This window comes from Prolixibacter sp. NT017 (genome assembly GCF_009617875.1).
In the GTDB taxonomy this organism is placed as follows: Bacteria; Bacteroidota; Bacteroidia; order Bacteroidales; family Prolixibacteraceae; genus Prolixibacter.
Map to the genome: position 1 here is coordinate 3477518 of NZ_BLAV01000001.1, position 23031 is coordinate 3500548.

The following is a 23031-nucleotide window of genomic DNA, read 5'->3' on the forward strand; positions in this document are numbered from 1 at the left end:
TAATTTGCACAAATGAAAAGAAGAAGCTTTTTCAAAACAGCCGCCATTGGCGGGGCAGCGTTCACACTTTCTCCATTGGCTGCCTGCGATGAAAAAAACAACCAGGCTGCATCATCGACCTCCGATTACACTCAGTTTGACCTGAATGAAGTAACGGTAGCGCAACTCCGGCAAAAGATGAAAAGCGGAGAGCTCACAGCCGAACAATTGACGAACAAATATCTGAAACGAATCAAAGAAGTCGACCAAAGTGGCCCGACACTTCGCACCGTTATTGAATTGAATCCGGATGCTGTTGCCATTGCCCGGAAAATGGATGAAGAACGGAAAGCTGGAAAACTGAGAGGCCCGTTACATGGTATCCCTATTCTGATTAAAGACAACATTGATACCGGTGACAAAATGCAAACAACGGCCGGTTCGCTGGCCTTGGAAGGCAATCGTACCCAAAACGACGCGTTCATTGTTTCGAAGCTTCGTGAAGCCGGTGCCGTATTGTTGGGAAAAACCAACCTCAGTGAATGGGCCAACTTCCGTTCAAATCACTCATCAAGTGGATGGAGTGGACGCGGCGGACAAACTTGTAACCCTTACGTGACTGATCGTTCTCCCTGTGGTTCCAGTTCCGGTTCCGGTGCAGGGGTTTCGGCTAACTTTAGTGCCATCGCCATTGGAACCGAAACCGATGGTTCCATTGTTTGTCCTTCCGGGATAAACGGCGTGGTGGGTATCAAGCCCACTGTCGGCCTCTGGTCACGTCATGGTATCATTCCAATCTCGCACAGTCAGGACACGGCCGGCCCGATGGCCCGCACTGTTACCGACGCCGCGACTCTGCTGGGACCGTTGGTTGGTGACGATGCTAACGACAGAGCCACGATGAATGCTTCCAAATGGAAAGGAACCGATTACACCCAGTTTCTCGATAAGAATGGCTTAAACGGTGCCAGAATCGGCATCGTAAAAGATTACTGCGGTTTTAGCGACGATGTGGATGCACTCATGAAACAGGCCATGGACGCCATGAAGCAACAAGGAGCAGAGCTGGTTGAACTGGAGCCGATGAAAGATCACGACCAGTGGTCGAAAGCCGAATGGACGGTTCTGGTGTATGAGTTCAAAAACGACCTGAACAAATACCTGGCTGAACATCCGGAAGCTCCGAGGAAAAATCTGAAAGAGCTGATTGAATTCAATAAGCAAAATAGCAGAAAAGAGCTGCAGTGGTTTGACCAGAGTATCTTTATCACGGCGGAAGAGAAAACTCCTTCGGAAGAAGAATACATGAACGCGCTCAAACTGACCAAAACGCTTCCGGCAAAATATATCGACAGCAACATCAAAGAGCATAACCTGAATGCGCTGATTGCTCCGACGAATGGCCCGTCATGGACCATCGACCGGGTGAATGGTGACCATTTTGGTGGTGGAAGCTCAGATCTGGCTGCCGTTTCGGGGTATCCGAGCATTACTGTTCCGGCCGGATTTGTACACGAACTGCCCATCGGTTTATCCTTTATCGGAACTGCGTGGTCAGAACCGGAACTGATCAAACTGGCTTATTCTTTCGAGCAGGCTACTAAATTAAGGCAGGCTCCAAAGTTTATTCCGTCGTTGTTAAACCAGATGGGGTTTCGGGGATGAATATCGAAATGCGATAGTTTTCCGCTTTGTGGAGAGAGCTTATTGAAAATTTCAACGACGCCAATCGGCGCGGCGGGAACCTGTTGAAAATTTCAACGACACCAAATCATCGGTAACGGATCTACTGAAAAATGGCAGAATCATCCGGGCCAGCGCACGCTTGCCGATTATCCATAAAAAAAACTCCCGACCATAACGGCTCGGGAGTTTTCTGTTTTTATTAAACTTGATTTACTAATAGAGCTTCTCAGCCTGAGCAATCGATTTTACCGGACGAATGGTAAAGCTATACTGGTAGCTTTTCGCCGACAGGCGATAAGGTTTATGAGCGATTGCCTGTGCGCTCCAGGTATCGTCACCGCCAACGCCTAGTTGTTTGTAGTCGATATGTACCGTGTAGAAATCACGGACTGGTACCTCATCAATGTGTTTGGCCTGCTCCAGGTCGGCAGCAGTGTAAGGCCATACACTAAAATCAACTTTCGGCTCGCCTTGAACCATCAAACCACCGTTTTTCCCGGCAAGGGCAAACCAGCGAGCATCGCTCCGGTTACCGTTCTCCTGAGGACGAACGTATTTGTACTGCAAATCGCTAGTCGGCGTTTGATACAATGCCAGCTTGGCGCCCGATTTCCTGTCCCAGTAATTCTCCCACGGACCTTTTCCGTAATAAGCCGTTTCAGTCAATGTCGCCGGAACTTCCATCGTAAAACCGAAGCGTGGCAAATCCGGAGCATTATCTCCTTTGATAATCTCGGCTGATACCTGCAATGTTCCATCGCTTTCGGCAGAATAATGCACTTTCAGTGTCGATGCGTCAACAGGTAATGTGTAAGTACAAACAACGCCCGATTGATTATCGTCGATTTTAGCTGATTGGAAAGTCATATTGGCAACTGCGTCTTTCCAAACCTTCATATCGCGGAAGATGTGGTTGCCACCCGCCAGATCATTATCTGTTGGTACTCGCCAGAAGTTGGGTCTCAAAGGACTGACAAACTGCTCTTTGCCATTCACCTTGCACGACGACACTTCGCCTTTCTCCTTATTAATCACTACCGTGAAATGTTTTCCCGATAAGGTGACATCGTTATCACTTTCGGTGGCCGTTACCTTGCCGGAAGCTACAGCAGCCGGTTTCACTTCATGTCCCGGAAGGATAAACTCGTTCCAGGCGATCTCGAATCCAGTATCAGCCCATAAAGTTTTCTCAGCCAAGTCCCAACCAATATTGAGCACATACTCTGCGTCCCTTTTCAGCTTAGCTTGATCAACCGGAACGTGGAAGCGAGCATTCTCACCCGGAGCACATGCCGGCGTTGGAATCGTACCATGCTGTACCTCAACACCATTTTGCAGCAACGACCACTTGAGCGCATAAGGTTCCAGTCCGGTAAAATTCTGCCGGTTCACTACCGTGAAATCGAAATTATTCAAATCAACAGGACTAACACTGATGGGCTGGAATACGTGCTTGCATTCCCACAAAGCCGGTTTCGCCGTGCGGTCGGGTGCGACAATTCCGTTGATACAGAAATTGCCATCGTTGGGCTTGTCGCCGAAATCGCCGCCATACGCCCAATACGGTTTTCCGTTTTTATCTTTTTCCAGGATACCCTGATCAATCCAATCCCAAATGAAGCCACCCATCAGGTTGGGATGAGCGCGAATGACATCCCAGTATTTTTTCAAATCACCGGTGGAGTTACCCATAGAGTGCGCATATTCACACATGACAATCGGGCGGTGAATCCACGGACTCTTCGCCAGTCCTTCCAGCAAAGTCGGCGACGGATACATCCGACTGATGACATCTACCCACTGCCGATCTGTTGGATTGGCATCATAGGGCTTTTTCCAATATTCTTTGCTGGTAATCGGGATATAATCCGGACTTGTCGGATCGCCCTGTGCCCCTTCGTAGTGAATTAACCGGGTCGGGTCGTAGCTACGAATCCAGCCGGCCATAGCAGCATGGTTCGGTCCCACTCCCGACTCGTTTCCGAGGGACCAACCGATGATAGCCGGGTGATTCTTGTCGCGCTCGACCATCCTGACTGCACGATCGACAAATGCATACGTCCAGTCCGTATTATTCGTAAAATAACCAGTCAAACCGTGTGTTTCCAGGTCAGTTTCATCGAGCACATAAATGCCGTACTTGTCACACATATCGTAGAAATACGGATCGTTTGGATAGTGCGATGTACGAACGGCATTCAGGTTAAAACGTTTCATTAGAAGAACATCGTCCAGCATCTCTTTCCGGGTAACCGCTTTTCCATTCACCTCGCTGTGATCGTGGCGGTTCACGCCATACAGCTTCACCGGGCGTCCATTAACTTTGAATACGCCGTGGTTCCACTCTATTTTCCGGAAACCAACATGGGTACTAGTTGCATCCACCACATTTCCACCGGCATCCTTTACGGTAACCACCAATGTGTAGAGATACGGATTTTCGGCCGACCATTTCACAGGATTGGAAATATGTGCTTTCAACAATGCAAATGGTACGTTATCGCGCTGCGGCAGCCTCTCGTGGATAATGTGATTGACTGGCATACTCATGGTATCCGTTTTCACCTCTTTTCCCAGCTCGTCGTATAAGTGAGCATTGAACGTCCAGCCCTTCGTATTCGTATCTTCCGTCACCTTGACACGCGGACGGATTTGCAGTTCCGCATCTTTGTACACCGCATCCAAATCGGTGCGAACAGCCAAATCGTAAATGTCCACTTTCGGTTGCGCTACGAGGTATACTTCCCGGTGAATACCGCTCATCCGCCAGTGGTCCTGATCTTCCAGGTAGCTTCCGTCACTCCAGCGATACACCTGAACAGCCAGCCGGTTTTTTCCGGGTAGGAGATAATCTGTAATATCGAATTCAGCCGGGAGCCTGCTTCCCTGGCTATACCCAACTTTCTGTCCGTTCACCCACACATACATGGCCGACGAAACGCCGCCAAAATGCAGAATGACTTCCCGGTTTTTCCAGTTATCCGGAAGGTTAAAGTCGCGAATGTAAGAGCCTACCGGATCGTCGCGTAAAATGTAAGGTGGCTTTGCCGGGAACGGATAGGTGACGTTGGTATAAATCGGGGTACCATATCCCTTCATCTCCCAGTTCGATGGCACCGAAATGTTGTCCCAGCCCGAAACGTCAAATCCTTTTTGAGCAAAGTCGGTAGTGGCATCTTCCGATTTGGGAACAAAATCAAACTTCCAGGTTCCGTTCAGCGATTGGTACCAGGGACTTTTCTCCCGATCCATCGTCAGGGCTGTTTGAATATCCTGGAATGGGTAAAGCGTGGCGTGCGCTTCCAGTTTGTTCCGCTCAATCATCCGTGGATTTTCCCAGTCTTTCGGATACTTTTGCCCGAAAGCTGTCAACGACAAAATCGCTAACACAAATGCAATCAATGACTTTTTTCTCATCATAAGTTTGGATTAACAGATCAAATTCAAGGGAGTAAAATAAGAAGTTTGACGCAAATATCCAACCAGTACCTACCAGTTGTTTTTTAACTTGAATTAACGATAAAAAGGATACAACTGTCCCTCTCTTAACAAGAATAAAAAAGCGTAACATAATATTCTAATGTAATGTCTGACACTTTCAACGGCCTTAAGAAGATAGGCCATATTCGTAAATGAGGCAGTAACAAAAATTAACCGACTAACTAGTCGTCTGATTGACGCTTCTTTCTTCTTCTATCGAGAAATATCAGGAATCCTCCCACCAGAATGGCCAGTGCAGCAATCATTTCTGAATCCATGAAACAACTTCTTTTTTGTTTGCCAACAGCTTTATAAAGGGATTGTTCAGAATAGCAATCTAGCGAAACACCTCACCAAACTATTTCATTTTCTTTCCTTTAAGCGTATAAAGAATAGTCGTATCCGGCTTCGCCACAGGCATCGCATCTGTTAGCGCAGGTTTCACACAAGGCAAGTACGTCATACGAGCAGTTATTCTCAAGGATATCCAGTGGATTTAGATTACTTCTGCTTCCTCTGATGTTTTCTTTCGACGACTGATTCAGCTCTGGCAGTGTCAGGACCGTAACCGGTTGTTGTCGACTCTCCTGATAGTACTTTCCAAAATCGGTGTAAGTAGATACGTCAATGCCGGTGGTCTCGAGGTTCAACAATAGCTTCTCCTGAGAAAATGCAGAAGTGGTGAAAACGCTCAAAATAAAGAGAATGAAGACAATTGTTCTCATGGTGGTTAGTTTAACATTCGGGATACTTCAGGGGGATACCTATACCATCAAGATATCTTCCTCCCTGAAACCGTTGTACCAATCTTCATGGTAGATGCAAATTAGTCAAATTACGCCAATCTTTCCAACGCCTGCCGGATATCCGCTTTCAAGTCTTCAATATCTTCCAGGCCAACGCCAAGTCGAATCAGGGTATCCGGGATTTTAAATGACTCTTTTGTCTCGTCTGACAAATCACAGTAAATGGTGGAGGAAGGATGGATTATCATCGATTTGTTGTCGCAGAAGTTGGTGCCTCGCCGAATTACCTTAAGGGCATCCATGAAATCGAAGCACTGCTTTTTACTTTTCAGCTCAATGGCGATCAGGCAACCCACCTTCGAGTTGAAATATCTCTCCGACAATTGATGATAGGGTGAAGTCTTCAGCGACGAATATTCCACGCGTTTAACCTTCTCCTGCTCCGAAAGCCATGAAGCCAGGTTGTGGGCATTTTCACAAATCCTATCGACGCGCAATGTCAGTGTTTCCAGCCCCAGCATCTGCAGCCAGGCATTTTGCGGCGATAAACAACATCCCAGGTTACTGAATAGCTCTTTCCGCAGTTTCTTCTCGAAAGCTGCGTTCCCATACAACTGGGAATTTTCCTGCAGCTTCGGGATGTATTGCCACTTATCCGACAGGTAAGTAAAAACTGCACCACCTATCGATGTAGCGCCACCGGAAATGAACTTGGTGGTCGACAACACCTCAATGTCGATGCCGTATTGATGACTTTGAAAGAGGTAGGGCGATAACAAACTGTTATCCACAATGAGCAACACCTTCTTCTCTTTGGCGATTTCGGAAATCCGCTCAAAATCGAAAACAATCAGTTGCGGATTGGTGATGACTTCCAGGAAAATGGCACGCGTTTGCGCGTCGATGCTTAGTTCCACTTCATCAGGATTCTCCGGGTCGACAAATTTGACGTAAATGCCCAATGACTTGAGTGTCTTTGCAAAAAAAGAATAGGTATTGCCAAACAGGTATTTGCTCGCCACAATGTTGTCGCCAGTGTCGCAGATGGAAAGAATGGTTGACGAGATGGCTGCCATGCCCGAGCTCACGCTCAGGCTGCTTTGGGCATTGGCCAGCGACTTCAGCCGAACTTCCAGCTCCCGTACCGTTGGATTTGAAATTCGCGAATAAACGAAGGAATCACTCGCGCCCCGGAAAGCCTGTTCCACCGATGCTGAATCTTCAAAATCATAAGCTGCCGTTTGAAAAACAGGCGTTTTCAAACTTCTTACATCACTATGGTACGAATCCTTTTCGTCGCCATGAATCAACCGCGTATTTAATCCCTTCATAGGTCTGTTTATTCGTTTATCAATTGCTTTTCCAAACTATTCACCTAACGGTTGAAGGGAGTTTTTGTTGGATTTTGGGAGCAATTTTCTCCGGTAAGGACTACAAAAATCGAATAAGATAAACCTCTTTGCCTGTCTTTCCTATTCAAACAAACGAACATTGTCAAACGAAAGATTGTAATTTCCGGCTTCGATACCATGAATGATTTCCACCACCTTATCATTGTAGGGGGTGGCGACATGGTACTCTCTCCCATATTGAGAGACCACTCCGTTAATGGCATCAACCTCTGTCGGCTTACCTTTTTCAAGGTCCTGAAGCATACTGGCCTTCAGCCTGGCATGTTTTCTCATCGCGATAGGAATAATCATGAAAGAAAACAGTTGTTTCAGCCGGTTGGTATAATCCAGCAACTTTCTCAAATCTCGCCCCTGGATAGGCTCCATTTGAATGCCTGCCGCATCCGCCACGGCAAAGCATTCCTTCATAACTGCCTGTATACATTTCCTCGACGCTTTGTTTCCGGCAGCCTCTCCAATCGTGCAGCCCAGAACAGTCGACACACCACTAAATGCACTGTTTATTGCCAACTTCGACCATCGTGCTCCAACAAAATTGCGTTCGATATCCACCGTCCCCATCACTTCCAGTATCTCTTTTATTTGATGCAATTTCTTCTCGTTTTGATGGGACAAAGCGCCAATACTAAACGTGAGACTATCGGGGATAGAAGTTAATTCGCTCACTCCATTTCCCAGTAAAGTGGCACCCCAGGCAATGGTACAACCAAAGGTCTTTCCTTTACCAATTACCTCGGCCACGGATAGTTCGGGGAAACCATTCTGCGCAGTACAAATAATGCCATCGTCGCTGAGATAGCGGGCGATTTGTTGCACAACTTTTTTGTTCTCCTGCTGTTTGGTCAGCAGGAAGATGACGTCGTATTTTCCCGACATTTCTTCCGGTAGCAAAGCTTTTACCGGAACCGTCATGTCGATTGTACCGGTGATGTGAGCGCCGTTGGTCTTCATACCTTCCACATGCGCCCGGTTCCGATTGATCAAATCCACATTCAGACCGGCCTTTGTCAAATAAGCCCCTATGACGGTTCCCAACGAACCGGCTCCATATATCGCTATTTTCATGTTCGTTTCAATTTTAACGAGGAGTTTGCTTTCTGCAAATTAGTTAAAATCAACTCGAAAACACGGTTGCATAAGGTGTGAGATTTCCTTTTTGAAAATTTTAACAGGCGTTACTAAGGCTGTCACCATTTGACCGGAGATTGCAATTGTTCTTTTAATAAGTGATTAATATGAAAATATTTCCTAAGATATATTGTAGCTTTACTTCCACTGATTAGTTTTGTTGACATAGCATTAGATATTACCAGCCAATGAAAAAGCGATATTCTATTATTAAAGGGTCAGGATGTTACATACCTGAAAAAAGAGTCGTAAATGAAGATTTTCTGAATAATGATTTTTACGATTCTGAGGGAAATAAAATCAATACCCCGAACGAAGAGATAATTAAAAAATTCGAGAAAATCACAGAAATCAAAGAGAGAAGGTATGTTACAGACGACCTGCAAACTTCTGATATTGCTTATTTTGCTGCGAAAGATGCTATCGTAAATTCGGGCATTGACAAAGAAAGTCTTGACTATATTATTGTCGCGCATAATTTCGGAGATGTACTAAGTAATAACCGAAAGTCGGATTTGGTTCCCAGTCTCGCAGCCCGGGTTAAAAACAAATTAGGTATTGAAAACCCGGGAACCATATCATTTGATGTGCCTTTTGGCTGTCCCGGATGGCTTATGGGTATGATACAGGCTGATTATTTCCTGAGATCGGGAGACGCAAAAAGAGCTTTGATAATCGGGGCAGAAACTCTCTCCAGAGTATCCGATCCCCACGACAGGGACAGTATGATTTATTCCGACGGTGCTGGTGCGACCATTTTGGAAGCGATTGAGAGTGATGAGCCTGTTGGAATTCTGGTCCATAGTTCCCGTTCCGATACACTAAATCATGCTTTTCTGCTTTGGATGGGCAAATCAAACAACCCGGATTACGAAGGAGACCAATTGTTCCTAAAAATGCACGGACGTAAATTATATGAATACGCGCTGAATACCGTTCCTTCGGTTGTGAAAGAAAGCCTGGAAAAAGCAAAAATTGAGTTGGAACAAGTAGATAAGGTGCTAATTCACCAGGCCAATGCCAAAATGGATGATGCCATACTGGCGCGGTTGTTTAAGCTCTTTCATAAAAAAGATATTCCCAAAGACATTATGCCAATGACCATTGCTGAACTAGGAAATAGTTCGGTGGCAACTGTTCCCACATTACTGAACTTACTGCTCAACAATAAGTTACCGAACCAGAAGGTGACGAGTGGAAATATATTGGTGTTTGCTTCTGTTGGAGCGGGAATGAATATAAATTCGATGATCTACAAAATGCCGTAGTTATTACGGTTTTCGGTCTTTGGGGTTTCTTCCCGAATCTCAAGCCAACGGTAAATTGAGTTACTTTCTACCGCTGATATACATCGCTTTGGATTTTGTTCCCAGGAACAGACTTTTCTGGATTTCAAAACCATTGTCGATAAGCAACTGTTCTACACTTTTTCGGGTTGTTTTTTCCTTTGTTGCTTCCGCAGAAGGTTTACCAAATGTTTTTAGGTAACGGATTCCCATGGCCAGCTTGTTAAAAAAACTCATGTCATCGATAGCAAAAGAGTTAATAATTAATAGTCCACCGTCTTTCAGCACCCGCTTACTCTCCTGAATAGCCCGTCCCGCACTTCCTACAACATGAATCAGATTCGCCATGAAAACCGTGTCGAATAGTCCGTCTTCAAATTCAAGATTAAGGGCATCCGCTTTCCGGAACTCAACATTCTCCAGATTACCTCTTTTTTTCTTTGCAAAAGCGAGCATCTCATCCGACAAATCGGTCGCAACAACATACTCTGCGTTTTTTTGCAGCGTTTCCGAGTACAACCCGGTTCCGCATCCCAGTTCCAACACTTTTCCGAGATTAGCCTCTCTCAATAATTCTTCGTGGGCCAAAAGAAGAACCTCGTCACCAACCACGTAACTTTGCATCTCTTCAAAACCTTCGGTAAACCGGCTCCAGTAAGTTTCTTTATTTTCTCTTTCCATCACCCCTACGTTGGCTAGTGTATAAAACAGCTATGTCCGTGTTAGTCATTGCAATGAGTTTTCAGCCTAGCAATATCTGAGGGCATTGTGACTGTTTGTACAAGTTATGGAAAGTGTATACAAATTAAAAGAGCGTCCCGGGCGGGACGCTCTTTTGAGAACCAATCTTAAAACCTAATAATTATCTTTCAGCCACGACCAAATACTTGGAAGCTTTCCAGAACTCTTCAGGGTTTGTAATCGTGATGGCTTCAACTTCGTTGTCTTTCTGCTCGATTTTGTACGAATCAGCAGGATGTGCTGTTACCATGTTGATTTTTCTCCCACTCACCGGAATCGTAGTCGTCTTGGTGATATCGATTGCCGTAAATTTCGACGGATCGATTTGGTCGTTTAACTTGTTTGTCCTTCCGATTCCCAGTAAGCCTCCTGTGGCTGAAATGACATGCTGATCCCTCAGCTCCTTTGTCGTACCGATTACGTAATAAGCGGTATGAAGTCTATCTGTCTTTTCGTTCAATAATTTCTCTTGCATCGAATTCTGAGACGACAGTGTGCTAACAGTGTCGTTCAACTGTGCTACCTGTCCGTTCAGATTGTCAACTTTTCCGTTCAGTTCAGTAACCTGAGCAGTCAAATTAGCAATCGACTCCTCTTTTTCCTGAATCTGCTTTTGCAGACTTGCGGTCAATTTTTTCAGTTTCGAGTTGCGGTACCAACTGTTTTTCAGTTTCTTGTTCAGGTCGGCCAGCTCTGCCTTGTTTTTGTCCAGCAGATTTTTCACCAAACTCAAATCGTTCATTACCTGAGTCTTTGAATCAGCCGTCTGCTCCCCTGCAGCCTGTACCGAAATCAACTTTTCTTTAACTTTGATGGAATCGAGGTTGGCTGCAATAGACTGAAATGACTCAACAAAATCGTTGATGGTAGAGTCACGTTTCTGTGCTATTTGGGTCAATTGTGCATTCTCTTCCTTCAACTTCTTTAGCTCCTTCTGATTACATGCCGTAAAAAAAGGCAACACGAGCAAAATAATAGCTAACTTTCTCATTTCTCTTTTCTCTTTCGTTTTCGTCCAATAATTAATTTCAAATCACCTGCTAACTATTAAGGGAATACTGTGCCAAAATTCTTTGACAGGAATTCCAATACAGACAACAAGTCACAAACCGCTAAAAATCAGAAGGAAAAGAGAACAGAGAATTTTACCAGAAAAAAATCCGGGTCTACCATATTCTACAAGGGCTGTGGGACAAATTCCACACTTTGTGGAATCGAATTCCACAAATTTGTTGCCCTTCCACAGTTTGCCACACTTGAATAAAAATGCTGGATATTAACGGGAGGAAGCTTTTACCCGCTTTTGGAAATGTTTGGAGTCACCCCATTTGCCATAGCCGATTTCTCCTTCCGCCAATGCGATGCGGGCATCAAGACAGCCCTTACATTGTTCGGGCTCTTCGTCAACGCAGGGTTTGTTTTGGTAAAGGGCATAATCGTTTCGATACAACCCGGGCGTGATGTTTGGCATGATAATGTTAGCCCCAACTTTCACCGCTTTTTCGCGCCCCAGCGGGTCGATGGCCTGCAATGCTGTTGCCGCCGCAATGTTAATGTCGGGCATCAGTAAGCGCAAAACGGCAACCATCTTCAGCGATAAATCGAACCGTTGCTGCAATGGCATGAGTGTTTCCCTGTAGGAATACAAGGGGGTTTCGGCATGCTCGAGGTATGGACCCATCCCCACCATGTCGATATCAAAAGTTTTGAAGAAAAACAGGTCGTCTGCCAGGTTTTCGAGCGTTTGGAAAGGGAGCCCAATCATTACGCCGGTTCCGGTTTGATAGCCTGTTTCCTTCAACGAACGCAGGCAAGCTAAGCGAGTGTCGAAATCGTGCAACTCGTCGTTGGGATGTATTTTCCGGTACAGTTCGGGTGTTGATGATTCGATTCGCAACAGGTAGCGGTGTGCACCGGCTTCAAACCAGCGACGATACACTTCAGGAGACTGTTCGCCTAACGATATGGTAATACCCAACTCACCGTTGCTTAGTTTTTTGATTTCCCGCAACAGGTTTTCCACCCGGTCGGCGAAAGCCGGTGATGCCAGTTCCCCCGATTGCAATACCAGCGAGCCATATTGATTTTCCCACGCAAAACGGGCTGCTGCCAGAATCTCCTCATCCGACAAATTGTAGCGTTTTACCTCATCGTTGTCCTTGCGAATACCACAATAGTAGCAGTTCTTGCCACACACATTCGAGAACTCGACCAAGCCGCGGAAATACACTTCTGATCCGGTATTCACGGCTTTCACTTCAGCCGCTTTTCGAAAAAGCAAGGTCTTCTCCTCTCCTTCTAGCGAAAGCAGACAGACAATATCCTCACGGGAAAATTCGGACTGTGCTAATATGTTGTTAATATCATTCATGGTTGCGGTGCGGTAAAAATACCATATTCTTTGATATCAGGACATGATTTTCTTCCGGCAAGTTCATGAGAAGAAATCATACGTTCTGCACACCACAGTGCGCCTCATTGAACTACCTGAGAGTCTGAATTGTTGATAGGGCGTGACAAATGCAAAAACCATCCCCCATGAAGAATGCATTGTACTACGATAGGGTCGGGCAGAATATTGTCCGGTGTAAATTGTGTCCTCACTACTGCGTTATCAACGAAGGAAAGCGCGGGGCCTGCCGGGTGCGGAAGAACGTGGGCGGAGACTTGTATACCGAAATTTTTGAAAAGGTAGCCGCATACGGTTCCGATCCCATCGAGAAGAAACCTCTTTATCACTTTTATCCCGGAAGCAAAATTTTATCAATCGGTACCATCGGTTGTAACCTGAAATGCTCGTTTTGCCAAAATTACCGTATTTCTCAGGTATCGCCCGACGAGTTTGACAACTTTAAATTGTTCTCTACCGAAGAATTGGTGCAAATTGCGTTGAATGACGAAAATAATTTGGGGGTTGCTTTTACATATAGTGAGCCCGGAATTGCCTATGAGTACATGTATGAAATCGCCAAAGGGGCACTGAATACCCGGCTGAAAACTGTGATGGTGACCAATGGTTACATTAACAAGGCTCCGCTTCTGAGACTCTTACCCTATATCGATGCGTTCAATGTTGACCTGAAAGCGTTCTCGGAGAATTTCTACCACAAAATGACACATGCCAAACTGGAGCCGGTCAAAAACAGTATCCGCATCATTGCGCAATCCGAGAGCCACCTGGAGTTGACCAACCTGGTGATTCCCGGCATGAATGACGATTACGAAGAATTTGAAGAAATGGTTCGCTGGATAGCCGACGAAACCGGCAAAGATACACCTCTGCACCTCTCCCGTTATTTCCCGGCATTTAAACAGAACCTCGCTGCCACTCCGGTCAATACGTTGCTCGATTTGTTCGAGATCGCGGTTCGACATTTGAATTACGTCTACCTTGGAAATCTGGCAGATACCCGTCGCAGCTCTACCTTTTGCAGTAAATGTCACCAGCGGGTCATCGACCGTTCCGGATATTACACCGAGATTTCCGGGCTGGACAAAAAGGGAAATTGTACCAACTGCCATCACCACATCATCGATAACATTTAAGGTCAGCGCTCACTCAGTCCATTTTCATTCGTTGTTCAATTCTTTTAAAAAGAATACCTTTGCGCTGATTTTTATTACGCATGAAGGAAAAAGTTGTAGTCGGATTATCGGGCGGCGTCGATTCGAGCGTTGCCGCATACCTCCTCAAACAGCAGGGGTACGAAGTGATTGGTGTGTTCATGATTAACTGGAAAGAACGTACCGGAACCCTTACATCGAGTTGTACCTGGGAAGATGATATCACCTTTGCAGAAATGATTGCCAAAAAGCTGGATATCCCTTTCCATGTGGTCGATTTGTCGGATTTCTACCGGAAACGGGTGGTTGATTATATGTTCGAAGAGTACGGGAAAGGCCACACACCCAACCCGGACGTGCTTTGCAACCGCGAGATTAAGTTCGACATGTTCATGGAGAAAGCGCTGGAACTTGGTGCCGACTATGTAGCTACCGGACATTACTGCCGCAAAGCTGACGTGGAGAAAGATGGTAAAACATATTATCGTTTGCTCGCTGGCTCCGATCCCAACAAAGACCAGAGTTATTTCCTGTGCCAGCTTAACCAGGAGCAGCTAGCCAAATCGATGTTCCCGATAGGACATTTGATGAAACCCGAAGTGCGCGAAATTGCCCGTGAACAGGGATTGATAACGGCTGAGCGCAAAGATTCGCAGGGAATTTGTTTTGTGGGAAAAGTGGACTTACCCGTTTTCCTTCAGCAAAAGCTGGAACCGAAAAAAGGCAACGTGATTGAAATCCCGGCCGATTTTATGGCCCGGAAAAAGGATGTGGAGAAAACGCCGGACAATTTTAAAAAGCTGTGCTATGCTTTTCCCTACAAACCCTGGAACGGAAAAGTAATCGGCGAGCATAACGGTGCCCAGTTTTATACCATCGGGCAACGAAAAGGCCTGAATATTGGCGGCTATGCTGAACCACTATTCGTCTTGGCGACCGACATTAATCGGAATATCATATACGTAGGCGAAGGAAAATCGCATCCTGGCTTGTACCGCCCCGGATTATTCGTTCCCAAAGAAGATATCCACTGGATCAGGCCCGATTTGGAAATTCCGGTCGGAGATGAAAAAGATTTCCTCTTCCGGATACGTTATCGCCAGCCGCTCGAAAAAGGACGAATGTACATGCGGGAGGAAGGTCTCTACGTCGTATTCGAAGAGGAACAACGCGGTATCACCGCCGGTCAGTTTGTGGCCTGGTACACCGGTGACGAGCAGATTGGTTCAGGGGTAATCTACTGAGCTCAATTCCAAAAATCAGTCTTGTTTTTCTTCCGCGATAGCTCCCTCTCCTTTCTGAATGGGAATGTAACGCAATGATGGCGACTCGATGAGTTCACCCAAGCCTAACTTGGGCCACATCTCATCCACTTTCCGGATGGTTTCCATGGAAGAGACCACCGGATTGGGCCAGTCGCGCTTGAAGTTATCCAATGAGCCGGATTTCCGGGTTCCGTCAAGTACCAGGTGAGAAACTTCGCCTTCGTTTTCGGCTTCAAAAATCTGTGAGTCGCGCTTGGGATCAATATTTCCGGTAACATACCATCCCACAGAATTCATGTCATGAATGTCGAGCTCTTCATCAACAATGGCAATGAATTTAACGCCTTTAAAGGCAGCATGTGCAGCCAGCTTTTTGCCGAGCGATTTGACCAAACCCGGTTCATTTTTCTTCACCGACACAACAACAAACGAAATGCCTACATCAAGCAAGTTGGCATTGATATCGTGTGTTTCCGGAATCTCCTTTTTTATGTTTTCCACAGAAATTTCGGAACTCTTCGGGACCTGGTAATTGGTCTGTTCGGTGTACAGCTCCTCTTCGTATTTATGGGTGGCATCGAGGCCCATTTTGGAGCCATAAGCAAATTTGGAAGAGGAATGATCTAGCACATCCATCGGCCCCTGCGTGAAATAAATATCATACGCCGGATCGACGACCTGCGAAACTAATCTGGCGATTTCCGGGTAGTTATGAATATCGGTTTGCCCATCGGCTACAATCATCACTTTGTTGAACATCATCTGACCGGCGCCCCACATGGCATTCATTACTTTGGCTGCCTGACCGGCAAATGTCTTATCAATTTTCGAGATAGTTAGGTTATGCGCAACTCCGGCCGGAGGTAATTCCATGTCTTCCATTTCCGGAATCATGGTAAGCTTCATCGGGCTCAGAAAAATTCGTTCGGTTGCCCGACCAATGTAAGCATCTTCCTGCGGCGGAATTCCCACAATCGTAGCCGGATAAACAGCATCCTTTCGGTGAGTAATACACGTTACGTGGAAACGGGGGTACCAGTCGGCCAAAGAATAAAAACCGGTATGATCGCCAAAGGGACCTTCCCAGATAAAATCTTCTTCTGGATCGACATACCCCTCGATGACAAAATCGGCGTTAGAAGGAACTTCGAGATCGTTGGTAATGCATTTTACCAGCTCCACTCTTTTCTTCCTCAAAAAGCCCGCTAACAGGTACTCATCGATGTTATCGGGCAGCGGAGCCGTGGCAGCATAGGTATAAGCCGGATCGCCGCCCAAAACAACTGAAATGGGCATGCGTTCGCTGCGTTTCTTGTATTCGTTGAAATGACGCGCCCCAGTTTTGTGCTTGTGCCAATGCATACCGGTCAGTTCGGGACCAAAGACCTGCATGCGGTACATTCCCACATTCCGAACACCGGTTTCCGGATCGCGGGTCACGACACACGGCAAAGTAACAAAGGGACCGCCATCAGCCGGCCAACAAGTCAGTATAGGCAACTTGCCCATGTCCGGCTCTTTCATTATCACTTCCTGGCATTTCCCTTTTCCGGATACGGATTTGGGCATCCATGAAGAAATCTGTCCCAGCATGGGGAGCATTCGTAATTTCTCCATCAAGCCGGCTTTAGGGCTCACCAGCTTCTTAAAGAGGTCTTCGATTTCGTCACCAATAGCATTTAGGTTATCGGCTCCCAATGCCAGGGCCATTCGCTCGTTCGAACCAAAAGCGTTGATCAGAACCGGAAAATCAGTTCCTGTGTTTTCAAACAGCAGTGACTTTCCGCCTCCGGGAGACTTAGACACGCGGTCCACAATCTCGGGTATTTCCAATACCGGATCTACATATTCACCAATTCTGATCAACTCTCCTTTTTGCTCTAAAAGCTCGATATACTCGCGAATTCCCTGAAATGCCATTCTCAAAAATTTTGGTATAAAAATAGGGGGATTTTACCAATCCCCCATCTTTTCGTATAAACAATCAATATTATCAGATACCCGCCTGCTCTCTGAACCACTTCAACGGCTGCGATTTCGGGCGCTCAATGGGCAATCCGTACATGCGGTCCCAAATGAGTTGTGCCAGTACACCTAAGGCACGGCTGACACCAAACATCACAGTGTAGAAGAAATATTCATCGATACCGTAATGCTGCAGAAGCGAACCGGAATAGGCATCTACGTTCGGCCATGGATTTTTCACTTTACCCAATGACTGCAATACCGGAGGCACTACTTCGTACAGGCAGTTCACCACATCGACCATGTGGTCATCTTTCACATATTTCTCAGCGAACTTCTTCTGTGCTACATAACGGGGATCGGTAACCCGAAGGACAGCATGTCCAAATCCTGGGATTACTTTACCTTCCGAGATGTAGTTTTTCACATAATTCGCAATTTTTTCTTTCTCTTCATCAGCACATCCGCACGGGCCAATTTCATCGAGCATACCCTTAATCCAGCGAATTACTTCCTGGTTGGCATAACCGTGCAACGGACCTGCCAATCCGGTCATACCGGCTGCATATGCGTAAAATGGGTTACTCAGTGCAGAAGACACGAGGTGAGTTGTGTGAGCTGATACATTTCCTCCTTCGTGATCGGCGTGGAGGAAAAGATACATGCGGAACAGTCGATACACTTCCTCGCTGTCGTATCCCATCATGTGTGCAAAATTAGCTGCCCAGTCGAGTTTCGGATCCGGCGGAATAACGTCTCCTCCGTGGAAATTGCGACGGTAAATATAGGCTGCAATGGTCGGCAGCTGCGCAATCAGGTTCATAACGTCTTCATAGGTCGTCACCCAGTATTCATCTTTCGGGACGCCTTCACGGTAGGCTTTCTGGAACAGAGATTCTGTGGCCATGGCCAGAATACCTGTACTGAACTGCGTCATCGGTTTACTGGTGGGTGGCAGCGCATTGATTACGTCGAATACGTGCCCCGGAACCTTGTTACGTTTGGTCCATTCGTTTGTTAAATACTGAACATCTTCAGTTGTTGGCAGCTCGTCCAGTAACATCAAATAAAATAAGCCCTCGGGCAATGGTTCTCCTTCCGGATTTAGTTTGGGAAGCTTCTCCTGCAATTCGGGGATCGAATAGCCCCGGAAACGAATGCCGTTTTCCGGATCCAGCTTCGAAGTAACAGTGAGCAAACTTGTAACGCCTTTCATGCCCGTCAGCACCTGGCCCATCGAAACGGTGTCGAGCTGCAGATCACCGTACTCTTTTACCAGCTTTTTTACAATTTGTCTCTCCTGCTCTCCCTTCTTCAGGAGTTTTTCCTTGATATAGTCCATAGTAATAGGTGTTGAGTTGTTCTCAAATCTAATTAATTTATTTAAATATTCTCATATTTCAAACCCTGTCAATTCAATATCATAACAAAAAAAAACGTTAAAAGGTTGATAGATTTAGCGCGCATTCTAACATAAATCTACCCGCATAAAACAAAAAAAGGGGAAGCAAAAATGCCTCCCCTTTTTTGAGTGTAGAATGTTGTATCGATTATTCAGCCTTTTCTTCGTTTTCGTCAGACTGATCATCAGATTTATCTTCAGCTTTCGGCTCTTCAGCTGCCTTTTCTTCCGATACCTCGTCAGCCTTAACAGCTTCTTCTTTGGTATCAGCTTCCGGTGCAGCTTTGGTCTCTTCCTTGGCAGCAGGTTTCTCTGCGACAGGTTTTTCACTGCTTTTCTTTTTGGAACCACCCCTTCTCGAACGAGTTTTCTTAGGAGCTTCTTCCTTCGCAGCCAACATGTTTTCGTTGTAGTCCACCAGCTCGATGATACACATCTCTGCGTTATCACCTAAACGGTTACCAGTTTTCAGAATGCGGGTATATCCTCCCGGACGCTCACCCACTTTCACAATAACTTCGCGGAACAACTCATTAACAGCTGTTTTACTGCGCAATGAACGGAATGCCATACGACGGTTGTGCGTAGTATCGTCTTTTGCCTTGGTGATGATAGGCTCAACGAACGAGCGCAACGACTTAGCCTTAGCAACAGTAGTACTGATTCGTTTGTGCAGGATCAGGGAGTTGGCCATGTTAGACAACATCGCCTTCCGGTGAGAGCTAGTCCTGCCTAAATGATTGAATCCTTTATTATGTCTCATTGTTTATTATTCCTTGTCTAATTTATACTTACCGATGTCCATCCCAAAGTTCAGACTCATACCAACAAGTAAATCATCAAGTTCGGTAAGCGACTTTTTACCAAAGTTGCGGAACTTGAGCAGATCATTCCTGTTGTACTGAACCAAGTCGCCAAGGGTATCCACATCGGCAGCTTTCAAGCAGTTGAGAGCACGTACCGACAGATCCAGGTCGACTAGTTTGGTCTTCAGGAGCTGACGCATGTGAAGTACTTCTTCATCAAATTCTTCATTTGCAAATTTCTCGTCGGAGTCAAGCGTAATCTTCTCATCAGAGAAAAGCATGAAGTGGTAAATCAGAATTTTAGCAGCTTCCTTCAGTGCATCTTTGGGATGAATTGAGCCATCGGTTTTGATATCAAGAACCAATTTCTCATAGTCGGTCTTCTGCTCTACACGGTAGTTCTCAACCGAATATTTTACATTCTTGATAGGTGTAAAGATGGAATCGATAGGAATCACACCGAATTCTTCTTCAACGGGTTTGTTCTCAACACTCGGAACATATCCGCGTCCCTTTTCGATGGTCAGTTCAATCTGAAGCTTCACTTCGGGCTCCATATTGCAAATAACCAACTCGGGATTCAGCACGCGGAAACCGGTGATAAAGTTGTTGATATCACCTGCCTTGAATTGCTCCTGGCCGAATAAGGTAACCGTTACCTTCTCCGTTTCGAAGTCTTCCACTTCCTTTTTGAACCGAATCTGCTTCAGGTTCAGGATCATCTCAGTAACATCTTCGATGACTCCGGGAATGGTAGAAAATTCGTGCTCTACCCCTTCGATTTTGATTGTGGTAATAGCGTATCCTTCCAAAGATGATAACAGAATCCTCCGCAATGCGTTACCGATGGTAATACCATAACCAGGTTCCAGCGGACGAAATTCGAACTTGCCGAATTTGTCATCGGATTCAACCATTATCACTTTATCGGGCTTCTGGAAAGCTAAAATTGCCATAAACCTTAAATTAATTTTTATTTCGAATACAACTCTACGATAAGCTGCTCCTTGATATTTTCAGGAATCTCTTCCCGTTCGGGAACATTCAGGAACTTACCAGTCTTAGCTTCCCCATCCCACTCAATCCAGGGATATTTGTTATGACGTTGCGAAGACAATGAATCGGTAACTACTTCAAGCGATTTCGATTTTTCGCGAACACCGATAACATCACCCGGACGTACACTGTACGACGGGATATTTACCACATTGTTGTTCACCACGATGTGTTTGTGGCCTACCAACTGACGCGCAGCTGCACGAGTGGGAGCAATTCCTAAACGGAATACTACGTTATCGAGACGACTCTCGAGAAGCTGAAGTAATACGGTACCGGTAACTCCTTTATGTGACGCCGCCTTCTTGAAAAGGTTGCGGAACTGTTTCTCAAGGACACCGTAAGTATACTTAACTTTTTGTTTTTCTTTAAGCTGGGTTCCGTATTCGGACACCTTCCGGCGGCGACGGTTGTTTCCGTGCATTCCCGGAGGGTAATTCTTGTGCTCAAATGCTTTATCGGGCCCGAAAATGGGTTCGCCAAATTTTCGTGCGATCTTAGTTTGTGGTCCTGTATATCTTGCCATTATTTTCTTCTTTTAAATCTTCAAAAATTAGACACGACGACGTTTCGGAGGGCGGCAACCATTGTGTGGCAGCGGAGTAACGTCAACAATCTCGGTAACCTGGATACCTACGTTCGCGATAGCACGAATAGCTGATTCGCGTCCGTTACCCGGTCCCTTAACGTATACCTTTACCTTCCGTAATCCAAGATCATAAGCAGTTTTTGCGCACTCTTCCGATGCAGTCTGTGCTGCATAAGGTGTATTTTTCTTTGATCCGCGGAATCCTTTTTTTCCAGCCGAAGACCAGCTAATAACCTCTCCGTTATTGTTGGTCATCGAAATAATGATGTTATTGAAAGAAGAGTGTACGTGAGCCTGTCCCACAGCCTCTACGTTTACTACTCTTTTTTTCGAACTTCCAGACTTCTTTGCCATATCTACTTAAAATTATTTAGTAGCTTTCTTCTTGTTAGCAACCGTTTTTCTTTTTCCTTTACGGGTTCTGGCGTTGTTTTTGGTGCTCTGACCACGTACCGGAAGGCCAATACGGTGGCGAATGCCACGATAGCAACCGATATCCATCAGTCGTTTAATGTTCAGCTGATATTCGGAGCGCAGTTCACCTTCAACTTTGTATTTTTCATTGATCACTTTGCGAATAGCAGCGAACTGGCTATCGTCCCAGTCCTTTACCTTGACCTCTTTGTCAACTCCAGCCTGCTCGAGAATCTGCTGTGCACGGCTGCGACCGATACCAAAGATATAGGTCAGGGCAATTTCACCTCTTTTATTGTTCGGTATATCTACACCAACTATACGAGCCATATTATTAACGAATTAAAAAATCCTTACAAAATTAATACATTATCCCTGACGTTGCTTGAACTTCGGGTTTTTTTTGTTAATAACGTAGAGACGACCTTTACGCCGAACGATTTTGCAATCGGCACTACGTTTTTTGATAGATACTCTTACTTTCATTTTTCTGCGCTTTAATTTTTATATCTGAAAGTGATCCTTCCCTTAGTAAGGTCGTATGGAGACATCTCAACTTTTACTTTGTCACCAGGTAAAATCTTTATATAGTGCATCCGCATCTTGCCCGAAATGTGAGCTGTGATTACGTGACCATTTTGTAATTCTACCCTAAACATCGCGTTTGACAATGCTTCGATAATGGTTCCATCTTGTTCTATAGAAGGCTGTTTTGCCATAAAAAGTTGTTTTTTTTAATTGCTTCTTCTATAAAGTTAAAAGTTGAAAGTTTTTCAGCTTTCCCATCCCGTACCACAATGGTATGTTCATAGTGAGCTGACGATTCTCCATCTACTGTTTTAACGGTCCAACCATCGTCTTCGGTTACGACTCCGGGCTTACCCGAATTCAGCATCGGTTCGATAGCCAACACTATCCCACGCCTGAGCTTCACTCCACGCCCCTGTTTGCCGTAATTGGCAACCGCTGGTTCCTCGTGAAGATTCCGCCCAATGCCATGCCCAACCAAATCTTTCACTATCGTAAAGTCATGTAGTTCGGCATGACGCTGGACAGCATGTCCTATATCTCCGAGCCGGTTTCCTTCAATTGCCGCGGTTATGGCGTCCTCGAGCGAACGATAAGTTGCCCGGCATAAGGTTGTTTCACGTTCCGGAACATTTCCGACCATAAAGGTATAACATGAATCACCGTACCAGCCGTTTAAGAGTACACCACAATCTATGGAAACAATATCGCCGTCCTTTATTTTATATCCGGACGGAATACCGTGCACTACCGTGTTGTTCACAGAAGTGCAAAGGGTATTGGGATATCCCTGATACCCCAGAAAACCAGGCTTTCCGTTATTATTTCGAATGAACGTTTCAGCTATCCGGTCCAACTCATTCGTTGTGATACCGGGTTGAATATATAGTGCTATTTCAGCTAATGTGCGACTTACAAGTAAGCAGCTTTCACGAATGAGGTCGATTTCTTCATTGGTTTTGAAGTAAATCATTCCCCTCCGCC

21 protein-coding genes and 1 pseudogene are annotated in these 23031 nt (G+C 45.7%); 4 read left to right on the top strand and 18 right to left on the bottom strand.

Annotated elements, in window-relative coordinates:
* Positions 1 to 12: 12 nt before the first annotated feature.
* Positions 13 to 1644, top strand: a complete 1632-nt coding sequence (locus GJU87_RS14440; protein ID WP_153640155.1) for an amidase — start codon at positions 13 to 15, stop codon at positions 1642 to 1644.
* 234 nt (positions 1645 to 1878) lie between these two features.
* Here the strand turns inward: GJU87_RS14440 and GJU87_RS14445 are convergent, their stop codons facing one another.
* The 5 genes from GJU87_RS14445 to GJU87_RS14465 form a co-directional block, all read right to left on the bottom strand.
* The gene (locus GJU87_RS14445; protein ID WP_153640156.1) at positions 1879 to 5085 is read right to left on the bottom strand and encodes a glycoside hydrolase family 2 TIM barrel-domain containing protein; all 3207 of its coding nucleotides are present in this window, start codon (positions 5083 to 5085) and stop codon (positions 1879 to 1881) included.
* A 242-nt stretch (positions 5086 to 5327) separates the two neighbouring features.
* Positions 5328 to 5423, bottom strand: a complete 96-nt coding sequence (locus GJU87_RS14450; protein ID WP_153640157.1) for an LPXTG cell wall anchor domain-containing protein — start codon at positions 5421 to 5423, stop codon at positions 5328 to 5330.
* Between the two features lie 99 nt (positions 5424 to 5522).
* A complete protein-coding gene (locus GJU87_RS14455; protein ID WP_153640158.1) occupies positions 5523 to 5870 on the bottom strand; it encodes a hypothetical protein in 348 nt (115 codons plus the stop codon).
* 110 nt (positions 5871 to 5980) lie between these two features.
* Positions 5981 to 7222, bottom strand: a complete 1242-nt coding sequence (locus GJU87_RS14460; RefSeq protein WP_153640159.1) for an aminotransferase class I/II-fold pyridoxal phosphate-dependent enzyme — start codon at positions 7220 to 7222, stop codon at positions 5981 to 5983.
* 141 nt (positions 7223 to 7363) lie between these two features.
* The gene (locus tag GJU87_RS14465) at positions 7364 to 8368 is read right to left on the bottom strand and encodes a ketopantoate reductase family protein (RefSeq protein WP_153640160.1); all 1005 of its coding nucleotides are present in this window, start codon (positions 8366 to 8368) and stop codon (positions 7364 to 7366) included.
* Positions 8369 to 8619: 251 nt separating this feature from the next.
* Between GJU87_RS14465 and GJU87_RS14470 the strand changes: the two genes are divergently transcribed.
* Positions 8620 to 9699: a 3-oxoacyl-ACP synthase III family protein gene (locus tag GJU87_RS14470; protein WP_153640161.1), complete on the top strand. Its 1080-nt coding sequence runs from the start codon at positions 8620 to 8622 to the stop codon at positions 9697 to 9699.
* 60 nt (positions 9700 to 9759) lie between these two features.
* On the opposite strand, the gene GJU87_RS14475 is transcribed toward GJU87_RS14470, so the two are convergent.
* The 3 genes from GJU87_RS14475 to hydE all read right to left on the bottom strand — a co-directional run bounded on the left by GJU87_RS14475 (position 9760) and on the right by hydE (position 12829).
* Positions 9760 to 10398 (bottom strand): class I SAM-dependent methyltransferase, encoded by a 639-nt coding sequence (locus GJU87_RS14475; protein ID WP_153640162.1) that lies wholly within the window; start codon positions 10396 to 10398, stop codon positions 9760 to 9762.
* A 181-nt stretch (positions 10399 to 10579) separates the two neighbouring features.
* On the bottom strand, positions 10580 to 11449 hold the full coding sequence (locus GJU87_RS14480; protein ID WP_153640163.1) for a hypothetical protein: 870 nt from the start codon (positions 11447 to 11449) through the stop codon (positions 10580 to 10582).
* Positions 11450 to 11734: 285 nt separating this feature from the next.
* Positions 11735 to 12829, bottom strand: a complete 1095-nt coding sequence (hydE, locus tag GJU87_RS14485; protein ID WP_153640164.1) for a [FeFe] hydrogenase H-cluster radical SAM maturase HydE — start codon at positions 12827 to 12829, stop codon at positions 11735 to 11737.
* A 167-nt stretch (positions 12830 to 12996) separates the two neighbouring features.
* Between hydE and amrS the strand changes: the two genes are divergently transcribed.
* Entirely contained in the window at positions 12997 to 14004 is a 1008-nt protein-coding gene (amrS, locus tag GJU87_RS14490; RefSeq protein ID WP_194831542.1) for an AmmeMemoRadiSam system radical SAM enzyme, read from the top strand.
* A gap of 80 nt (positions 14005 to 14084) precedes the next feature.
* Positions 14085 to 15266, top strand: a complete 1182-nt coding sequence (gene mnmA / locus GJU87_RS14495) for a tRNA 2-thiouridine(34) synthase MnmA (protein ID WP_153640166.1) — start codon at positions 14085 to 14087, stop codon at positions 15264 to 15266.
* A 15-nt stretch (positions 15267 to 15281) separates the two neighbouring features.
* Here the strand turns inward: mnmA and GJU87_RS14500 are convergent, their stop codons facing one another.
* The 10 genes and pseudogenes from GJU87_RS14500 to map form a co-directional block, all read right to left on the bottom strand.
* The gene (locus tag GJU87_RS14500; RefSeq protein WP_153640167.1) at positions 15282 to 17207 is read right to left on the bottom strand and encodes a menaquinone biosynthesis decarboxylase; all 1926 of its coding nucleotides are present in this window, start codon (positions 17205 to 17207) and stop codon (positions 15282 to 15284) included.
* Positions 17208 to 17280: 73 nt separating this feature from the next.
* Positions 17281 to 18594: a citrate (Si)-synthase gene (locus GJU87_RS14505; protein WP_153640168.1), complete on the bottom strand. Its 1314-nt coding sequence runs from the start codon at positions 18592 to 18594 to the stop codon at positions 17281 to 17283.
* Between the two features lie 472 nt (positions 18595 to 19066).
* A pseudogene (rplQ, locus tag GJU87_RS21495) lies at positions 19067 to 19417 on the bottom strand (50S ribosomal protein L17); the annotation flags it as partial.
* A gap of 6 nt (positions 19418 to 19423) precedes the next feature.
* Positions 19424 to 20416 (bottom strand): DNA-directed RNA polymerase subunit alpha, encoded by a 993-nt coding sequence (locus tag GJU87_RS14515; RefSeq protein WP_153640170.1) that lies wholly within the window; start codon positions 20414 to 20416, stop codon positions 19424 to 19426.
* Positions 20417 to 20433: 17 nt separating this feature from the next.
* Positions 20434 to 21042: a 30S ribosomal protein S4 gene (gene rpsD, locus GJU87_RS14520; protein ID WP_153640171.1), complete on the bottom strand. Its 609-nt coding sequence runs from the start codon at positions 21040 to 21042 to the stop codon at positions 20434 to 20436.
* Between the two features lie 27 nt (positions 21043 to 21069).
* On the bottom strand, positions 21070 to 21459 hold the full coding sequence (gene rpsK / locus GJU87_RS14525) for a 30S ribosomal protein S11 (protein WP_106540243.1): 390 nt from the start codon (positions 21457 to 21459) through the stop codon (positions 21070 to 21072).
* A gap of 12 nt (positions 21460 to 21471) precedes the next feature.
* Positions 21472 to 21849 (bottom strand): 30S ribosomal protein S13, encoded by a 378-nt coding sequence (gene rpsM, locus GJU87_RS14530; protein WP_106540244.1) that lies wholly within the window; start codon positions 21847 to 21849, stop codon positions 21472 to 21474.
* Positions 21850 to 21888: 39 nt separating this feature from the next.
* A complete protein-coding gene (gene ykgO / locus GJU87_RS14535; protein WP_081782363.1) occupies positions 21889 to 22005 on the bottom strand; it encodes a type B 50S ribosomal protein L36 in 117 nt (38 codons plus the stop codon).
* 11 nt (positions 22006 to 22016) lie between these two features.
* A complete protein-coding gene (gene infA / locus GJU87_RS14540) occupies positions 22017 to 22238 on the bottom strand; it encodes a translation initiation factor IF-1 (protein WP_027585466.1) in 222 nt (73 codons plus the stop codon).
* A complete protein-coding gene (map, locus tag GJU87_RS14545) occupies positions 22217 to 23020 on the bottom strand; it encodes a type I methionyl aminopeptidase (protein WP_153640172.1) in 804 nt (267 codons plus the stop codon). The genes infA and map overlap by 22 nt, the downstream gene beginning before the upstream one ends.
* Positions 23021 to 23031: the final 11 nt, after the last annotated feature.

Bases quoted from the DNA above. Each gene is read 5' to 3' on its own strand.
- GJU87_RS14475 (WP_153640162.1), bottom strand. From the start codon at position 10,398: ATGGAAAGAGAAAATAAAGAAACTTACTGGAGCCGGTTTACCGAAGGT.
- GJU87_RS14445 (WP_153640156.1), bottom strand. From the start codon at position 5,085: ATGATGAGAAAAAAGTCATTGATTGCATTTGTGTTAGCGATTTTGTCG.
- GJU87_RS14440 (WP_153640155.1), top strand. From the start codon at position 13: ATGAAAAGAAGAAGCTTTTTCAAAACAGCCGCCATTGGCGGGGCAGCG.
- ykgO (WP_081782363.1), bottom strand. From the start codon at position 22,005: ATGAAAGTAAGAGTATCTATCAAAAAACGTAGTGCCGATTGCAAAATC.
- GJU87_RS14480 (WP_153640163.1), bottom strand. From the start codon at position 11,449: ATGAGAAAGTTAGCTATTATTTTGCTCGTGTTGCCTTTTTTTACGGCA.
- amrS (WP_194831542.1), top strand. From the start codon at position 12,997: ATGAAGAATGCATTGTACTACGATAGGGTCGGGCAGAATATTGTCCGG.
- rpsM (WP_106540244.1), bottom strand. From the start codon at position 21,849: ATGGCTCGTATAGTTGGTGTAGATATACCGAACAATAAAAGAGGTGAA.
- infA (WP_027585466.1), bottom strand. From the start codon at position 22,238: ATGGCAAAACAGCCTTCTATAGAACAAGATGGAACCATTATCGAAGCA.
- rpsK (WP_106540243.1), bottom strand. From the start codon at position 21,459: ATGGCAAAGAAGTCTGGAAGTTCGAAAAAAAGAGTAGTAAACGTAGAG.
- GJU87_RS14500 (WP_153640167.1), bottom strand. From the start codon at position 17,207: ATGGCATTTCAGGGAATTCGCGAGTATATCGAGCTTTTAGAGCAAAAA.
- rpsD (WP_153640171.1), bottom strand. From the start codon at position 21,042: ATGGCAAGATATACAGGACCACAAACTAAGATCGCACGAAAATTTGGC.
- GJU87_RS14450 (WP_153640157.1), bottom strand. From the start codon at position 5,423: ATGGATTCAGAAATGATTGCTGCACTGGCCATTCTGGTGGGAGGATTC.
- hydE (WP_153640164.1), bottom strand. From the start codon at position 12,829: ATGAATGATATTAACAACATATTAGCACAGTCCGAATTTTCCCGTGAG.
- mnmA (WP_153640166.1), top strand. From the start codon at position 14,085: ATGAAGGAAAAAGTTGTAGTCGGATTATCGGGCGGCGTCGATTCGAGC.
- map (WP_153640172.1), bottom strand. From the start codon at position 23,020: ATGATTTACTTCAAAACCAATGAAGAAATCGACCTCATTCGTGAAAGC.
- GJU87_RS14470 (WP_153640161.1), top strand. From the start codon at position 8,620: ATGAAAAAGCGATATTCTATTATTAAAGGGTCAGGATGTTACATACCT.
- GJU87_RS14465 (WP_153640160.1), bottom strand. From the start codon at position 8,368: ATGAAAATAGCGATATATGGAGCCGGTTCGTTGGGAACCGTCATAGGG.
- GJU87_RS14460 (WP_153640159.1), bottom strand. From the start codon at position 7,222: ATGAAGGGATTAAATACGCGGTTGATTCATGGCGACGAAAAGGATTCG.
- GJU87_RS14505 (WP_153640168.1), bottom strand. From the start codon at position 18,594: ATGGACTATATCAAGGAAAAACTCCTGAAGAAGGGAGAGCAGGAGAGA.
- GJU87_RS14455 (WP_153640158.1), bottom strand. From the start codon at position 5,870: ATGAGAACAATTGTCTTCATTCTCTTTATTTTGAGCGTTTTCACCACT.
- GJU87_RS14515 (WP_153640170.1), bottom strand. From the start codon at position 20,416: ATGGCAATTTTAGCTTTCCAGAAGCCCGATAAAGTGATAATGGTTGAA.